Annotated in this window: 13 protein-coding genes and 1 pseudogene; 7 read left to right on the forward strand and 7 right to left on the reverse strand. The window is 73.5% G+C overall.

Annotation, left to right across the window (positions count from 1 at the left end; translation table 11 throughout):
- Positions 1-5: 5 nt before the first annotated feature.
- The 4 genes and pseudogenes from SCK26_RS04910 to SCK26_RS04925 form a co-directional block, all read right to left on the reverse strand.
- Complete coding sequence (locus SCK26_RS04910; RefSeq protein ID WP_318200013.1) at positions 6-1,025, reverse strand: LacI family DNA-binding transcriptional regulator; 1,020 nt, start codon at positions 1,023-1,025, stop codon at positions 6-8.
- A gap of 53 nt (positions 1,026-1,078) precedes the next feature.
- Positions 1,079-2,416 carry a BNR repeat-containing protein gene (locus tag SCK26_RS04915; protein ID WP_318200014.1) on the reverse strand — a complete coding sequence of 446 codons (1,338 nt, stop codon included), beginning with the start codon at positions 2,414-2,416 and terminating at the stop codon, positions 1,079-1,081.
- A 14-nt stretch (positions 2,417-2,430) separates the two neighbouring features.
- Positions 2,431-2,751, reverse strand: coding sequence for an L-rhamnose mutarotase (locus tag SCK26_RS04920; protein ID WP_318200015.1), 321 nt, complete (start codon positions 2,749-2,751; stop codon positions 2,431-2,433).
- Positions 2,752-2,960: 209 nt separating this feature from the next.
- Positions 2,961-3,314: pseudogene (locus SCK26_RS04925) on the reverse strand (ATP-binding cassette domain-containing protein); the annotation flags it as partial.
- A 273-nt stretch (positions 3,315-3,587) separates the two neighbouring features.
- On the opposite strand from SCK26_RS04925, the gene rhaI reads away from it, so the two are divergent.
- The 7 genes from rhaI to SCK26_RS04960 all read left to right on the forward strand — a co-directional run bounded on the left by rhaI (position 3,588) and on the right by SCK26_RS04960 (position 12,555).
- Positions 3,588-4,748: an L-rhamnose isomerase gene (rhaI, locus tag SCK26_RS04930; RefSeq protein ID WP_318200016.1), complete on the forward strand. Its 1,161-nt coding sequence runs from the start codon at positions 3,588-3,590 to the stop codon at positions 4,746-4,748.
- A gap of 109 nt (positions 4,749-4,857) precedes the next feature.
- Entirely contained in the window at positions 4,858-6,897 is a 2,040-nt protein-coding gene (locus SCK26_RS04935; RefSeq protein WP_318200017.1) for a bifunctional aldolase/short-chain dehydrogenase, read from the forward strand.
- Positions 6,894-8,360 (forward strand): rhamnulokinase family protein, encoded by a 1,467-nt coding sequence (locus tag SCK26_RS04940; protein ID WP_318200018.1) that lies wholly within the window; start codon positions 6,894-6,896, stop codon positions 8,358-8,360. The genes SCK26_RS04935 and SCK26_RS04940 overlap by 4 nt, the downstream gene beginning before the upstream one ends.
- A 94-nt stretch (positions 8,361-8,454) precedes the next feature.
- Positions 8,455-9,210, forward strand: coding sequence for a (Fe-S)-binding protein (locus tag SCK26_RS04945; RefSeq protein WP_318200019.1), 756 nt, complete (start codon positions 8,455-8,457; stop codon positions 9,208-9,210).
- Positions 9,207-10,685 carry a lactate utilization protein B gene (locus SCK26_RS04950; protein ID WP_318200020.1) on the forward strand — a complete coding sequence of 493 codons (1,479 nt, stop codon included), beginning with the start codon at positions 9,207-9,209 and terminating at the stop codon, positions 10,683-10,685. The genes SCK26_RS04945 and SCK26_RS04950 overlap by 4 nt, the downstream gene beginning before the upstream one ends.
- Positions 10,682-11,323, forward strand: a complete 642-nt coding sequence (locus SCK26_RS04955; RefSeq protein ID WP_318200021.1) for a lactate utilization protein C — start codon at positions 10,682-10,684, stop codon at positions 11,321-11,323. The genes SCK26_RS04950 and SCK26_RS04955 overlap by 4 nt, the downstream gene beginning before the upstream one ends.
- Positions 11,324-11,400: 77 nt before the next feature.
- A complete protein-coding gene (locus SCK26_RS04960) occupies positions 11,401-12,555 on the forward strand; it encodes a betaine/proline/choline family ABC transporter ATP-binding protein (protein ID WP_318200022.1) in 1,155 nt (384 codons plus the stop codon).
- A gap of 6 nt (positions 12,556-12,561) precedes the next feature.
- Here the strand turns inward: SCK26_RS04960 and SCK26_RS04965 are convergent, their stop codons facing one another.
- From SCK26_RS04965 to SCK26_RS04975, 3 genes are read right to left on the reverse strand one after another with little or no spacing between them, the layout of a single operon-like run.
- On the reverse strand, positions 12,562-13,518 hold the full coding sequence (locus SCK26_RS04965; RefSeq protein WP_318200023.1) for an ABC transporter substrate-binding protein: 957 nt from the start codon (positions 13,516-13,518) through the stop codon (positions 12,562-12,564).
- Positions 13,515-14,189: an ABC transporter permease gene (locus SCK26_RS04970; RefSeq protein ID WP_318200024.1), complete on the reverse strand. Its 675-nt coding sequence runs from the start codon at positions 14,187-14,189 to the stop codon at positions 13,515-13,517. The genes SCK26_RS04965 and SCK26_RS04970 overlap by 4 nt, the downstream gene beginning before the upstream one ends.
- Positions 14,186-14,866: an ABC transporter permease gene (locus SCK26_RS04975; RefSeq protein WP_318200025.1), complete on the reverse strand. Its 681-nt coding sequence runs from the start codon at positions 14,864-14,866 to the stop codon at positions 14,186-14,188. The genes SCK26_RS04970 and SCK26_RS04975 overlap by 4 nt, the downstream gene beginning before the upstream one ends.
- Between the last annotated feature and the right edge of the window lie 125 nt (positions 14,867-14,991).

A 14,991-nucleotide genomic window follows, 5' to 3' on the forward strand; every position in this document is an offset into this window, starting at 1 on the left:
GGCGGTCAGCGGGCGACGAGGCTGGAGCGGCGCACCACCAGCTCCGGCTGGAGCACCACCCGGCGGTGCTCGTGGGCCCGCTCGCCCTGTTCGGTCTCCTCCAGCAGCAGTTCGGCGGCGAGGGCGCCGAGGGTGACGGCGGGCTGGCGCACGGAGGTGAGGGGGACGGCCGCCGCGGCGGCGAACTCGATGTCGTCGTAGCCGACGATGGCGAGGTCGTCGGGGACGGTGACGCCCGCCGCGTACATGGCCTGGAGCAGGCCGAGGGCGAGCAGGTCGTTGGCGCAGAAGACGGCGGTGGGCCGGTCGGCGAGGCCGAGCAGGCGGGCGCCCGCGTCCCGGCCCGCGGCCACGTCCAGGCGGTCGGTGGGCAGTTCGCGCAGCGCCTCGGGGCCGAGTCCGGCCTCGGCGAGGGCGGACAGCGCGCCGGTGCGCCGGTCGCGGACCTGGTTGAGCCCGGGCGGGCCGCTGACGTAGGCGATGCTGCGATGCCCGGCGTCCACCAGGTGGCGCACCGCGAGCGCGCCGCCCGCGATGTCGTCCACCGACACCGAGCACTCGGTGGTGCCCTCGGCGACCCGGTCGACCAGCACGAACGGGATGCCGTGCCGGCGGAAGGCGGCGATGTTGCGGCCGGTGGCGTCGGCCGGGGTGAGCAGCACGCCGCGGACCCGCTGTTCGGCGAAGAGCGAGAGGTACTCCGCCTCCTCGGCCGCGTCCTGGGCGCTGTTGCACACCATCACGCCGAGCCCGGCCTCCCGGGCCGCCCGTTCGGCGCCGCGGGCCACGTCCACGAAGAACGGGTTGCCCATGTCGAGCACGAGCAGGCCCATGATCCGGCTGCGGCCCGCGCGCAGCTGGCGCGCCGACTCGCTGCGGACGTAGCCGAGCCGGTCGATCGCGGACAGCACCCGGGCCCGGGTCTCGCTCGCCACGGTGTCCGGGCGGTTGATGACGTTGGACACCGTGCCCACCGACACTCCGGCGGCGCGGGCGACGTCCTTGATACCCACCGACTGGGCCATCGGGCTTCGGACCTCCAGGGACGGGATGCGGCGGGACGAGCTTCACATTACCGTCACGCGGGCAGGGCGAAGTCGGCCACGTGCAGCGGCGAGGGCGTCGTCCCGGCGGATCTCTCCTGGTACATGAACGACAGGACGTGGTCCGCCGCGATGCGGGTCTCGTCGACCACCACCTCGCCGAACGCGTTGAGCCCGGCGCCGTCGAACAGCAGGGTCCAGTCGGTGTGTCCGGAGGCCGCCGAGGCCGCGGCGATCCGGCCGCGGGGCAGCACGGCATAGGCGTTGTCGTGGCGGTCCAGGACCAGCCGGGTGCGCTGGCTGGAGCGGAGCGGGACGGGGATCTCGGTCTTGAGCCAGGCCCCGGAGGCGGTCTTGCGCAGATGATGGGCGCGGGCGTGGGCGGTGCGGGCGGCGGCGTAGCCGGTGGTCGCCGGGCCGAGGCGGACGGGGAGGTGGCTGACGACCGCGTGCGGCCGGCCGGCCGAGTCGACGCACTGGCTCTCCTGGTTCATCAGGCAGTGGTCCGGGCCCAGCGGGTCGACGACCAGGCCGGGGTCGGTGACGCGGACCCGGTCCGGCCCGCCGGTGGTGCCCACCACGGTGCCCGCGTCGTCGCGCCAGGTCCGGCCGCGGTCGTCGGAACTGACGTAGCCGGTGTCGTGGTTGGTCAGTGCGCTCCTGCCGCCGAGGACGGCCGGGTCCCGCTCCCGCCAGGTGAACAGGACGTGCAGCCGGCCGCGCCGGTCGTAGTCGAGGCCGTGCGGATACATGTTGCGGGCGGTGCTGGAGCCGTGCGCGGTGGTGTACGTGCCGGTGGCGCCGGACCACTCCCCGAGGGCCGTCCAGCGCGAACCGTCGTACTCCGCGAGGGCGTTGCGGCCGTTGCCGGAGACGCCGGTCCGGTAGGCGAGCTGGAGCCGGCCCTCGGGTGTGGTGAGGAACTGCGGGTAGGTGAACCGCTCGGTGAGCGGCAGGCCGTCCAGGGTGGTCTGTACGGCGCCGAAGGCGGACGGGCCCCAGGCGGTGCCGCAGGGGTCGTCGAGGAGCCGGGCGACGGACTTGACGTAGTGGAAGCCGTCGCTGTGGGAGTCGAGGTTCAGGTGCAGGCGGCCGTCCGCCGGGGAGACGCCCATGCAGATGACGTTGTGGGAGTCGTCGGCCTTCAGCCGGTGGGGCAGCGGGACGGCCGACCAGGTGGCCGTGCCGAGCCCGCGGCGGGCCACGACCGCCTCGCGGCTCGCCGTGTACCAGACGGCGTACTGGTGGCCCCGGTGGGTCAGCAGGCCGTGTTTCTGGAAGGAGTTGGTGTTGACCAGGCCGTCGTAGGAGACGAAGTACAGGGCCCGGGCGTCGAGCAGGGTGACGGCCGGCCCGGTCAGCGAGGGTCTCATCCGCGTAGCTCCGGTCAGGCCAGGTGGAACACTTCGGTGAGCGGTCGCATGGCCTCGTCGGGCCGGGCGCCGTCCAGGGACTCGAAGAAGGGTGCCATCTCCTTCTGCCAGCGGGCGTTGACCTCGGTGGCGGCCATGCCGGCCTGGGCGGCGGCGAAGTCCTCGGTCTCCAGATAGCCGACGAGCAGGCCGTCCTCGCGCAGGAACAGCGAGTAGTTGTGCCAGCCGGTCGCCGACAGGGCGTCGAGCATCTCCGGCCAGACGGTCGCGTGCCGCGCCCGGTACTCGTCGAGCCGGTCCGCCCTGACCTTCAGCAGGAAGCACACGCGCTGCATGAACCGCTCCCGTTCTCTCAGAAGTCGTAGCCGTCGATTCTGCGGGCGTCGAACACGGTCGGCCTGCCGCGGTCGCTCACGCCGTTCTCTCCGAGGGTCCAGGTCCGGGTACGAGGGCAAAGGTCCGGCTGACCGGTCTCGGCGCCCCCGACGACCCGCGCCGCTACGTCGAGAACGGCACCGTCGGGACCTTCGGGCTGTGGGACCCCGCGACCGAGAGCGCGTTTGGGCCTGCGACCCAGGAAGATGTTCTCGGCGATCGACAGATCGGGGAACAGGGTGGGTTCCTGGTAGCTGACGGGGATGCCGGCGTCACGGGCGTCGCCGGGCCCGTGGACGACGTCGGGCCGGCCGTCGGGCAGCACCTGCCCGGCGTCCGGGGGGTGCGCTCCGGCGAGGGTCTTGATCAGCGTCGGCTTGCCCGCGCCGTGCTCGCCGGCGAGGGCGTGCGCCTGACCGGGCGGCAGTTCCAGGGAGACGTCCCGGAGGGCGCCTGCGGCGCCGAAGGACTTGGAGACGCCCTTCAGCGCCGGGACCGGTCCCGGGTCGGGCGGGTGGGTCATGGGGGCTCCTCGACGGCCACCGGCGCAGGCTCGCCGGCCGCCAACGATGTCGTGAAAGGTTTCAAGCGGATTTCCGGGACCGTAGGCACCGTGGCCATGTCACGTCAATGGGCCCGTATCGAAAAAGTTTCGACGACTGCTGGTTGCGGAGAGGTAGTGGCGTCCGGGTCGGTCGGAGTGCTTGACACCCCTGGTGACGGCACCTAGCTTGCCGTTCTGAATCGTTTCATACGCTCAGTCCGTCGTACGCCCGACATCCACAGGAGCCCCGAAGTGACCGACCTCGCCGCGGTGAAGGCCGCGCTCAAGACCCAGGCCGTCGAGACGCCGTCGTGGGCGTACGGGAACTCGGGCACCCGGTTCAAGGTGTTCGCGCAGGCCGGTGTGCCGCGCTCGCCGTGGGAGAAGCTCCAGGACGCGGCGCGGGTGCACGCGTTCACCGGGGTGGCGCCCTCGGTCGCCCTGCACATCCCCTGGGACACCGTGGAGGACTACACCGCGCTCGCGAAGTACGCCGGGGAGCGGGGGCTGCGGCTGGGCGCGATCAACTCCAACACCTTCCAGGACGACGACTACAAGCTGGGCAGCATCTGCCATCCGGACGCGGCGGTGCGCCGCAAGGCGGTGGACCACCTGCTGCGCTGCGTCGACATCATGGACGCCACCGGGTCCCGCGATCTGAAGCTGTGGTTCGCGGACGGCACGAACTATCCCGGGCAGGACGATGTGCGGGCCCGCCAGGACCGGCTGGCCGAGGGGCTGGCCGAGGTGTACGCGCGGCTCGGGGACGGGCAGCGGATGCTGCTGGAGTACAAGCTCTTCGAGCCGGCGTTCTACTCGACGGACGTGCCGGACTGGGGGACCGCCTACGCCCACTGCCTCGCACTCGGCGACAGGGCCCGGGTGGTGGTGGACACCGGGCACCACGCGCCGGGCACCAACATCGAGTTCATCGTCGCCACGCTGCTGAGAGAGGACAGGCTCGGCGGGTTCGACTTCAACTCGCGGTTCTACGCCGACGACGACCTGATGGCGGGAGCGGCGGACCCCTTCCAGCTGTTCCGGATCATGTACGAGGTGGTGCGGGGCGGAGGGTTCACCTCCGAGGTGGCGTTCATGCTCGACCAGTGCCACAACATCGAGCCGAAGATTCCGGCGATCATCCGGTCGGTGATGAACGTTCAGGAGGCCACGGCCAAGGCACTGCTGGTCGACAGGGCCGCGTTGGCGCGGGCTCAGGCGACGGGGGACGTGCTGGGGGCCAACGCGGTGCTGATGGACGCGTACAACACCGATGTGCGGCCGCTGCTTCGCGAGGTACGGGAGGACATGGGGGTGGACCCCGATCCGATGGCCGCGTATGCCCGGTCCGGGTGGGCCGAGAAGATCGTCGCCGAGCGGGTCGGGGGCGAGCAGGCCGGCTGGGGCGCGTGACGCCTCCGCCTCCGGAGCGCCGTCGCGGGGCGCGGGTCCGTCGTGACGTGCCGCGCACTTCCCCGCGCCCCTTTCGCCCCTCCCCTCTTCCGGAAAGGAACCCGACCTCATGACCACCCACCCCGAAGCAGCCGCTCTCCTCTCCCGCTCGCACCGCCTCGGCTCCGATCCCCGCAACACCAACTACGCCGGTGGCAACGCCTCCGCCAAAGGCGTCGCCGGCGATCCGGTCACCGGCGGTGACGTGGAGCTGATGTGGGTGAAGGGGTCCGGGGGCGACCTCGGGACGCTCACCGAGGGCGGGCTCGCCGTGTTGCGGCTGGACCGGCTGCGGGCGCTCGTCGACGTCTACCCGGGTGTCGAGCGCGAGGACGAGATGGTCGGGGCCTTCGACTACTGCCTGCACGGCAGGGGCGGGGCCGCGCCGTCCATCGACACCGCCATGCACGCCCTGGTGGACGCCCCGCACGTGGACCATCTGCATCCGGACTCCGGTATCGCGCTGGCCTGCGCGGCCGACGGGGAGAAGCTGACCGCCGAGTGTTTCGGGGACCGCGTGGTGTGGGTGCCGTGGCGGCGGCCCGGGTTCCAGCTCGGGCTGGACATCGCCGCGGTCAAGGCCGCCCATCCGCGGGCCGTCGGATGCGTCCTCGGCGGGCACGGGATCACCGCCTGGGGCGACTCGTCCGAGGAGTGCGAACGCAACTCGCTGTACATCATCCGCACCGCCGAGGCGTTCCTCGCCGAAAGGGGCAGGGCCGAGCCGTTCGGGCCGGTCGTCGCCGGGTACGAGGCGCTGCCCGAGGCCGAGCGCAGGGAGCGGGCCGCCGCGCTCGCGCCGTACGTCCGGGGCCTGGCCTCGCGGGACCGGGCGCAGGTGGGCCACTTCACCGACTCCGACGCCGTCCTGGACTTCCTGGCCCGCGCCGAGCACCCCCGGCTGGCGGCCCTCGGCACCTCCTGCCCCGATCACTTCCTGCGCACCAAGGTACGGCCGCTCGTGCTGGACCTGCCGCCGGCCGCGCCGCTGGAGGACGCCGTCGCCCGGCTGAAGGAGCTGCACGCCGCCTACCGGGAGGAGTACGCCGCCTACTACCGGCGGCACGCGCTGCCCGACTCCCCCGCCATGCGCGGCGCCGACCCGGCCATCGTGCTGATCCCGGGTGTCGGCATGTTCAGTTTCGGCAAGGACAAGCAGACCGCCCGGGTGGCCGGCGAGTTCTACGTGAACGCGATCAACGTCATGCGGGGTGCCGAGGCGGTCTCGTCGTACGCGCCCATCGAGGAGTCGGAGAAGTTCCGCATCGAGTACTGGGCGCTGGAGGAGGCCAAGCTCCGCCGGATGCCGGCGCCCGAGCCGCTCGCCACGCGGGTCGCGCTGGTGACGGGCGCGGGCAGCGGGATCGGCAGGGCCGTCGCGCACCGGCTGGTCGCGGAGGGCGCCTGTGTCGTCGTCGCCGACCTGAACGCCGAGGGCGCGGCGCGGGTCGCCGAGGAGCTGGGCGGTCCGGACAAGGCCGTCGCCGTCACCGTGGACGTCACCTCCGAGGAGCAGATCGCCGCCGCGTTCCGGTCCGCGGCGCTCGCCTTCGGCGGGGTCGACCTCGTCGTGAACAACGCCGGGATCTCCGTCTCCAAGCCGCTGCTGGAGACCACCGCCCGGGACTGGGACCTCCAGCACGACGTCATGGCCCGCGGCTCGTTCCTGGTGTCGCGGGAGGCGGCACGGGTGATGACGGCGCAGGGGCTGGGCGGCGACATCGTGTACATCGTCTCGAAGAACGCCGTCTTCGCCGGGCCGAACAACATCGCCTACTCGGCCACCAAGGCCGACCAGGCCCACCAGGTGCGGCTGCTGGCGGCCGAGTTGGGCGAGCACGGGATCCGGGTGAACGGGGTCAACCCGGACGGTGTGGTGCGCGGCTCCGGGATCTTCGCCGGGGGCTGGGGCGCGCGGCGGGCCGCCGTGTACGGGGTGCCGGAGGAGAAGCTGGGCGAGTTCTACGCACAGCGGACGCTGCTCAAGCGCGAGGTGCTGCCCGAGCACGTGGCGAACGCGGTGTTCGCGCTGACCGGCGGGGACCTCACGCACACCACCGGGGTGCACCTCCCGGTCGACGCGGGCGTGGCGGCCGCGTTCCTGCGATGAGCACGGGCGTGAAGGCGTACGCGGCGGTCGACCTGGGCGCGTCCAGCGGGCGGGTCATGGTGGGCCGGGTGGGTCCGGACTCGGTGGAGCTGACCGAGGCGCACCGGTTCCCGAACCGGCCGGTGCGCCTGCCGGAGGGGCTGCGCTGGGACATCCTCGCGCTGTACGGCGGTGTCCTGGACGGGCTGCGGGCGGCGGGCACGCACTGCGCGGACGGCCCGCTCGCCTCCGTCGGCATCGACAGCTGGGCGGTGGACTACGGCCTGCTGGACGCCGACGGGGCACTGCTCGGCAATCCGGCGCACTATCGCGACGCCCGTACCGAAGGGGTCGCGGAGAAGGTGTGGGCGACCGTGCCGGCGGCGGAGCTGTACGCGGCGACGGGCCTTCAGCACGCGCCGTTCAACACGCTGTACCAGCTCACGGCCGACCGCCCGACCGCCCGGTTCGCGCACGCGGCACGGGTGCTGCTCGTCCCGGACCTGCTGACGTACTGGCTCACCGGCGAGCAGGGCACCGAGCTGACCAACGCCTCCACCACGCAGCTCGTCGACCCGCGGACCCGGACCTGGGCGTACGAGGTCGCCGACCGGCTGGGCATCGACCTCGCCCTGTTCGCGCCGCTGCGGCAGCCGGGCGATCCGGCCGGGACCCTGCGGCCCCGGGTGCTGGCGGAGACCGGGCTGCGCGGCCCGGTGCCGGTGACGGCGGTCGGCTCGCACGACACCGCGTCGGCGGTGGTGGCCGTCCCCGCGACCGGCGAGCGGTTCGCCTACATCTGCACCGGCACCTGGTCCCTGGCCGGCCTGGAGCTGTCCGCGCCGGTGCTCACCGAGGAGAGCCGGGCCGCGAACTTCACCAACGAACTGGGGCTGGACGGCACGGTCCGCTACCTGCGCAACATCATGGGGCTGTGGCTGCTCCAGGAGTGCGTACGGGCCTGGGGGGAGCCGGATCTCGGGCTGCTGCTGCGGGAGGCGGCGACCGTGCCGACGCTGCGGTCGGTGGTGGACGCGGGCGCCGCGGCGTTCCTCGCGCCGGGCCGGATGCCGGAGCGGATCGCCGAGGCGTGCCGGGCCTCGGGACAGCCGGTGCCCGTGACCCGGGCCGAGGTGACCCGGTGCATCCTGGACTCGCTGGCCCTCGCCCACCGGCGGGCCGTGCTGGACGCGGCCCGGCTGGCCGACCATCCGGTGGACGTGGTCTACCTGGTGGGCGGCGGCACCCGCAACGCGCTGCTGTGCCAGCTGACGGCCGACGCCTGCGGGCTGCCGGTCGTCGCGGGCGCGACCGAGGCGGCGGCGCTCGGCAATGTGCTGGTGCAGGCCCGCGCGCACGGACTCGCCGGCGATCTGCCCGCGCTGCGCCGGCTGCTCACCCGCACCCAGCCGCTCACCCGGTACACGCCCCGGGGGGACACCGGCCGGTGGCGGGCGGCCGAGGCCCGGCTCGCCGCGCGGTGAACCGCCCTCTCCCCGCCGCCGGACCCCGCCGACTACCCTGCACTGGTCCGATGATCTGTTCCACTCGTCCGACGACCGACACCGAGGAGCCTCGATGCGTGTCGCCCTGTTCCTGACCTGTGTCAACGACACGCTGTATCCGGACACGGGCCGGGCCGTGGTGAAGCTGCTGACCAGACTGGGTGTCGACGTCGACTTCCCGATGGGCCAGAGCTGCTGCGGGCAGGCGCACTACAACACCGGTTACCGTCATGAGGCCGAGCCGCTGGCCCGGAACTTCTCCGATGTCTTCGGCGGCTACGAGGCGATCGTAACCCCGTCCGGGTCGTGCGGGGCGATGGTGCGGGAGCTGTATCCCCGGCTGGGCGAACGGGCCCGGGCCGAGGGGCGCGGGGACGGGCTCGCCCGGACGCTGGCACCGGTGGTGCCGAAGACGTACGAGCTGACGGAGTTCCTGGTCGATGTGCTCGGCGTGACGGACGTCGGCGCCTGTTACCCGCACACGGTCACCTATCACCCGACCTGTCACGGGCTGCGCGGCCTCGGGCTCGGGGACCGGCCGCGCCGGCTGCTGCGGGCGGTGAAGGGGCTGGAGCTGGTCGAGCTGCCGGGGGCCGAGGAGTGCTGCGGGTTCGGCGGCACGTTCGCGGTGAAGAACGCCGACGTGTCGGCGGCGATGGGCGTGGACAAGGTGCGCAACGCGGAGTCGACGGGCGCCGAGGTGCTGTGCGCGGCCGACAACTCCTGCCTCATGCACCTCGGCGGCACGATGAGCCGGCTGCGCAGCGGCATGCGGCCGGTGCACATCGCGGAGATCCTGGCGAGCACGGAGGAGGAACCGGCGGTATGAGCGGCACGTTCGTCGGCATGCCGGCCTTTCCCGAGGCCGCGCGCGACGCCGTCCACAACCCCACGCTGCGCGGCAATCTGCGCCACGCCACGCACACCATCCGCGCCAAACGGGCCAAGGCCGTCGGCGAGTTGTCCGACTGGGCGGCGCTGCGCGAGGCGGGCCGGCGGATCAAGGACCACACCCTGCGCCATCTCGACCGGTATCTGGTGGAGCTGGAGGAGTCGGTCACCGCGGCCGGAGGCACGGTCCACTGGGCGGCGGACGCCGCGGAGGCCAACCGGATCGTCACCGAACTGGTCAGGGCCACCGGCGAGTCGGAGGTCGTCAAGGTCAAGTCGATGGCCACGCAGGAGATCGAGCTGAACGAGGCCCTCGCGGCGGCGGGCATCAGCGCCTACGAGACCGATCTCGCCGAGCTGATCGTGCAGTTGGGCAAGGACCGCCCCTCGCACATCCTCGTCCCCGCCATCCACCGCAACCGGGGCGAGATCCGGGACATCTTCGCGCACGAGATGGGCGAGTGGGGCCGGCCCGCGCCGGAGAACCTGACGGACGCGCCCGCCGATCTCGCCGAGGCGGCCCGGCTGCACCTGCGGGAGAAGTTCCTGCGGGCGAAGGTCGGCATCTCCGGCGCCAACTTCATGGTCGCCGAGACCGGCACGCTCGTGGTCGTCGAGTCCGAGGGCAACGGCCGGATGTGTCTGACCCTGCCCGAGACGCTGATCTCGGTCGTGGGCATCGAGAAGGTCGTGCCCACCTGGCGGGACCTGGAGGTCTTCCTCCAGACCCTGCCCCGCTCCTCGACCGCCGAGCGCATGAACCCGTACACCAGCATGTGGACCGGCACCACCGGCGAGGACGGCCCGCGCGCCTTCCACCTGGTGCTGCTCGACAACGGCCGCACCGACACCCTCGCCGACACCGTCGGCCGCCAGGCGCTGCGCTGCATCCGCTGCTCGGCCTGCCTGAACGTGTGCCCGGTGTACGAGCGGGCCGGCGGGCACGCCTACGGCTCGGTCTACCCCGGCCCCATCGGCGCCATCCTCAGCCCCCAGCTGCGCGGCACGGGCAGCGAGATCGACGCCTCGCTGCCGTACGCCTCGTCGCTGTGCGGGGCGTGCTACGAGGTGTGCCCGGTCGCCATCGACATCCCCGAGGTGCTGGTGCACCTGCGGGAGCGGGTGGTGCAGGGCGGTCCGGCGGTGCGGCGGGGCAACAGGGTGCTGCTGAAGCCGGCGAAGGGGCACGCGGCCGAGCGGGCGGCGATGCGCGCGGCACGCTGGGCGTTCACCCACCCCGGGGCCCTGCGCGCGGGCCAGCGGCTGGCCTCCCGGACGCGCCGGCTGCACCCGCGCGCCCTGCCGGGTCCGGGCCGGGCGTGGAGCGCCGCGCGGGACCTGCCGGCCGTGCCGCCGGAGCCCTTCCGGGACTGGTGGCAGCGCACGCGCGGCGGGAAGGACGGCGGCAGGTGAACAGCAGGGAGCGGGTGCTGGGCCGGGTGCGGCGGGCCCTCGCGGACGTGACACCGGACGAGCGGCCCTACGAGCAGGCCGTACCCCGGGAGTATCTGCGCGAGCACGGGCAGCGGACCGCCGAGGAGACGGTGGAGCTGCTGGCGGAGAACCTGGCGGACTACCGGGCGCTCGTGCACCGCTGCGGCACGGAGGACCTGCCGGCGCTCGTCGGGCGGCTGCTGGCCGGGCGCGGCTCCCGGGAGGTGCTTCTCCCGCCGGGACTGCCCGTGGAGTGGCTGTCCGCCACGGACGCGGTACGGGTTCCCGACGCGGCGGCGGACACCGCCCGGCGGCTGGACCGGGTGGACAGCGTGGTGACCGGCTGCGCCGTGGCGATCGCCGAGACCGGCACCCTCGTCCTCGACGGCTCCCCGGACCAGGGCCGGCGCCGTGTCTCGCTGATTCCGGACCACCACATCTGTGTCGTCCGCGTCCCGGACCAGGTCGTCTCCTCCGTCCCGCAGGCCCTCGAACGCCTCGCCGCGACCCGCCCGCTGACCTGGATCTCGGGCCCGTCGGCCACCAGCGACATCGAACTGGACCGGGTGGAGGGCGTGCACGGTCCCCGCACCCTGGAGGTGATCCTGCTCGGCTGACCGGCCTCGGTACGCGGGGTCCGCCGGTCGGGGCACGACGGGATGAGGCCCCGGACCGGCTGCCGTAGCGTGGGGGAATGATCCGGTTCGAGCAGGTCACCAAGCGGTATCCGGACGGTACGACGGCCGTGGACGGCCTCTCCTTCGAGGTCGCCGAGGGCGAACTGGTGACGCTCGTCGGGCCGTCCGGGTGCGGCAAGACGACCACCATGATGATGGTGAACCGGCTCATCGAACCGACCTCGGGCCGGATCCTCGTCGACGGCCGGGACGTCGCGGCCGTCGACCCGGTGCGGCTGCGCCGCCGCATCGGCTACGTCATCCAGCAGGTGGGCCTCTTCCCGCACCGCACCGTCCTGGACAACACCGCGGCCGTGCCCGCGCTGCTCGGCTGGAAGCGGGCGAAGGCGCGGGCCCGGGCGGCCGAACTGCTGGACCTGGTGGGCCTGGACCCGGCGACGTACGGGCCGCGCTATCCCCACCAGCTGTCCGGCGGGCAGCGGCAGCGGGTCGGCGTGGCCCGCGCGCTGGCCGCCGATCCGCCGGTGCTGCTGATGGACGAGCCGTTCGGCGCGGTCGACCCGGTGGTGCGCGAGCAGTTGCAGGACGAGTTCCTGCGCATGCAGGCCGCGGTGCGCAAGACGGTGCTGCTGGTCACGCACGACATCGAGGAGGCCGTCCGGCTCGGTGACCGCATCGCCGTGTACGGGCAGGGACGCATCGAGCAGTTCGACCCGCCCGGCACTGTCCTCGGGGCGCCCGCCACGCCGTACGTCGCCTCCTTCGTGGGCGCCGACCGCGGGCTGAAGAGGCTGTCGGTCACCGCGATCGAACCGGACGACCTGGAGCAGCCGCCGGTGGCCCGCCCGGAGGAGTCCGCCGCGCGGGCCCGGGAGCGGCTGCGGGCCGAGGGCGCCCGGTGGGCGGTGGTCCTGGACGCGGACGGCGACCTGCACGGCTGGGTCGGCGTCGAGGAGCTGACGGCGGACGGCACGGTCGGGGACCTGACGCACCGGATGACCGCCCGGGTGCCGGTCGGGGCGCCGCTGAAGCAGGCGTTCGGGGTGATGCTCCAGCACGACGCCGGATGGGTCGCCGTGCTGGACGGGGCGCGGTTCCTCGGCGTGCTGACCCCGGCGAAGCTGCACGAGGCGCTGCGCCGCTCGGTGGACGCGGACGCGCGCGGGGTGACACGGGGACAGGTGCCGTTCGACTCGGTGGCGGAAGCCTGAGGCGGGCTACTTCAGCAGTCCCTTGTCCTCCAGGTAGGCGCGGGCCACCTCGGCGGGCAGCCGCCGCGCGCCGTCGACCTGCCGGTTCATCGCGGCCAGGTCGGCGGTGGTGAGCACGGCGCCGAGCCGGCCCAGGGCCTTCGCCACCCGTGCGCCGCCCGCGCGGGCGCGGTTGACGACCGGGACGACGTGGTCGGCGTTCTGCAGCCGCTTGTCGTCGGCGAGCAGGACCAGGCCGAAGGAGTCGAGGGTGGCGTCGGTGGTGGTGGTCAGCACCATCTGGTCCCGGCCCTGCTGCACGGCCCGCTTGGCCTGCGTGGTGCCGACGCCCTTGGGGTCGATCCCGGTGATGTCGATGCCGTAGACCTTCCGCAGGCCCGGGGCGCAGTACGGCCGCCGGACGCACTCGTCGCCGGCCGCGAGCCGCACCGGCAGCCCGGCGGCGCCTAGGTCGCCGAGGGTCCGCAGGCGGTGCCGCCGGGCGTAGCCGGCGGTCACCGCGAAGGCGTTCTGGTCGACGGCCCGGCCCGGTGCGAGGACGGTCAGGCCGCGGGGCGTGGCGAGGGCACGCAGCGCCTTCATCGTGGCGCCGAGGTCGGGCGAGCCCACCGGGGCCGCGGCGGCGCCGTGCGTCCTGGCGTTCAGCCAGTCGGCGAAGGTGGCCGCGTACTCGGGTACGACGTCGATCCGGCCGGTCTCCAGGGCCGGTTCGTACAGTTCCCGGTTGGCGACGGTGAGGAGGGAGGTCCGGTACCCGGCGTCGTCGAGCAGCCGGGCGTACAGCTGGGCGAGCAGGTCGCTCTCGGTGAAACCGGCCGAGCCGATGGTCAGACTGCGGCTGTCACCGGGCGCGGCGGTGACCCGGCCGCGGTCCTCCAGGGCGGGGCCGGTGGCACAGGCGCCGAGGGCCAGGAGGGCGAGGGCGGTGAGCACGGCACGGGCGGGTGTCCGGGGGCTTCTCATGGCAGGCCGCCTCTCGCCCAGGCCGGCGACAGTCGTTCGGCGAGCGCGAAGGCGCCCTCCACCACGAGGGCGAAGGCGGCGACGAGGAACGCGCCCGCGACCACCTGGGGCGTGCTGGCGAGGTTGAAGCCGGCCGTGATGATCCGGCCGAGGCCGCCGCCGCCCGCGAGCGCGGCGATGGTGGCGGTGGCGACGAGCTGGACGGCGGCGATACGGACCCCGTTCAGCAGCAGGGGCAGCGACAGGGGCAGTTCCACGCGGAAGAGCACCTGCCGGCCGGTCATCCCCATGCCCCTTGCGGACCGGACCACATCGCGGTCCACCTCGCGCATGCCGACGTAGGCGTTGGTGAGCAGCGGCGGTACGGCGAACAGGACGAGGGCGACCACGGTGGGTCCCTCGCCCCACCGCCCGAGGGGGGTCAGCAGGAGCAGGACCAGGACGGCGAAGGTGGGGACGGCCCGGCCGATGTTGGACAGGTTCACGGCGAGCGCGCCGCCCCTGCCGGCATGGCCGAGGACGAGGGCCACGGGCAGCGCGATCGCGCAGCTCAGCAGCAGACAGACGACGGTGAGCGCCAGGTGCTGGAGCAGCCGGTGCCGGATGCCGTCCTCGCCGGACCAGTGCGCGGGGTCGGTGAGCCAGTCCCAGCCGGCGGCGAGGGTGCTCATGCGCGGGCCGCCCTGGTCCAGGGGGTGAGCAGCCGCTGCGCGCCCAGCAGGAGGAGGTCCGCGGCGACGGCGATCAGCACGCACAGCACGGAGGCGGTGAGCACCTGGGCCTTGAAGTAGCTGTTCATGCCCGCGTAGATGAGGTTGCCGAGGCCGCCGTAGCCGACGATCGCGCCGACCGTGGCGAGGGAGACCGCCGAGACGGTGGCGATGCGCAGGCCGGCCATCGCGGCGGGCAGGGCGAGGGGCAGCTCCACGGCGAGCAGGAGTCGGACGGGGCCGTAGCCGAGGCCGCGTGCGGCCTGCCGGGTCCCCTCCGGGACGGCGCGCAGGCCCGCGAGGATGTTCCGTACGAGCACGGTGAGCGAGTACAGCGCCAGCCCGGCGACGACGAGGGCGGCGGACAGGCCGTAGAGGGGCAGCAGGAGGGAGTACATGGCCAGCGACGGGATGGTGTAGAGGATCGTCGTCACGGCCAGCACCGGGCCGGCCGCCCAGCCCCAGCGGCGGGCCAGCACCGCGAGCGGAACCGCGACGACCAAGCCGATCACCACGGACAGGAACGTCAGCCACAGGTGCTGGCCGACCGCGTCGAGCAGGATCTGCCGGCGGGTGCTCAGATAGGCCCCGCAGATCCATTCGTTGCGCGTGAGGCAGTCGTCCGGGAGCGGGGTCACGGGTCCATTGCAGCGGGCGGGGACGGGCGGGGGCGCGTTGGGGTGGGCCGGACGGGTGTGCGGGCCGGGGGCTCGGTGGGCGCGGCTGATCGCCGCGGACCGTGGCGCGAGAGCTGAACAAGCGC

This window comes from Streptomyces sp. SCL15-4, assembly GCF_033366695.1.
Taxonomy (GTDB): Bacteria; Actinomycetota; Actinomycetes; order Streptomycetales; family Streptomycetaceae; genus Streptomyces.

Coding starts and splice junctions, on each gene's coding strand:
- SCK26_RS04950 (WP_318200020.1), top strand. CDS start 9,207: ATGAGCGGCACGTTCGTCGGCATGCCGGCCTTTCCCGAGGCCGCGCGC.
- SCK26_RS04960 (WP_318200022.1), top strand. CDS start 11,401: ATGATCCGGTTCGAGCAGGTCACCAAGCGGTATCCGGACGGTACGACG.
- SCK26_RS04935 (WP_318200017.1), top strand. CDS start 4,858: ATGACCACCCACCCCGAAGCAGCCGCTCTCCTCTCCCGCTCGCACCGC.
- SCK26_RS04945 (WP_318200019.1), top strand. CDS start 8,455: ATGCGTGTCGCCCTGTTCCTGACCTGTGTCAACGACACGCTGTATCCG.
- SCK26_RS04915 (WP_318200014.1), bottom strand. CDS start 2,416: ATGAGACCCTCGCTGACCGGGCCGGCCGTCACCCTGCTCGACGCCCGG.
- SCK26_RS04910 (WP_318200013.1), bottom strand. CDS start 1,025: ATGGCCCAGTCGGTGGGTATCAAGGACGTCGCCCGCGCCGCCGGAGTG.
- SCK26_RS04965 (WP_318200023.1), bottom strand. CDS start 13,518: ATGAGAAGCCCCCGGACACCCGCCCGTGCCGTGCTCACCGCCCTCGCC.
- SCK26_RS04970 (WP_318200024.1), bottom strand. CDS start 14,189: ATGAGCACCCTCGCCGCCGGCTGGGACTGGCTCACCGACCCCGCGCAC.
- SCK26_RS04940 (WP_318200018.1), top strand. CDS start 6,894: ATGAGCACGGGCGTGAAGGCGTACGCGGCGGTCGACCTGGGCGCGTCC.
- SCK26_RS04920 (WP_318200015.1), bottom strand. CDS start 2,751: ATGCAGCGCGTGTGCTTCCTGCTGAAGGTCAGGGCGGACCGGCTCGAC.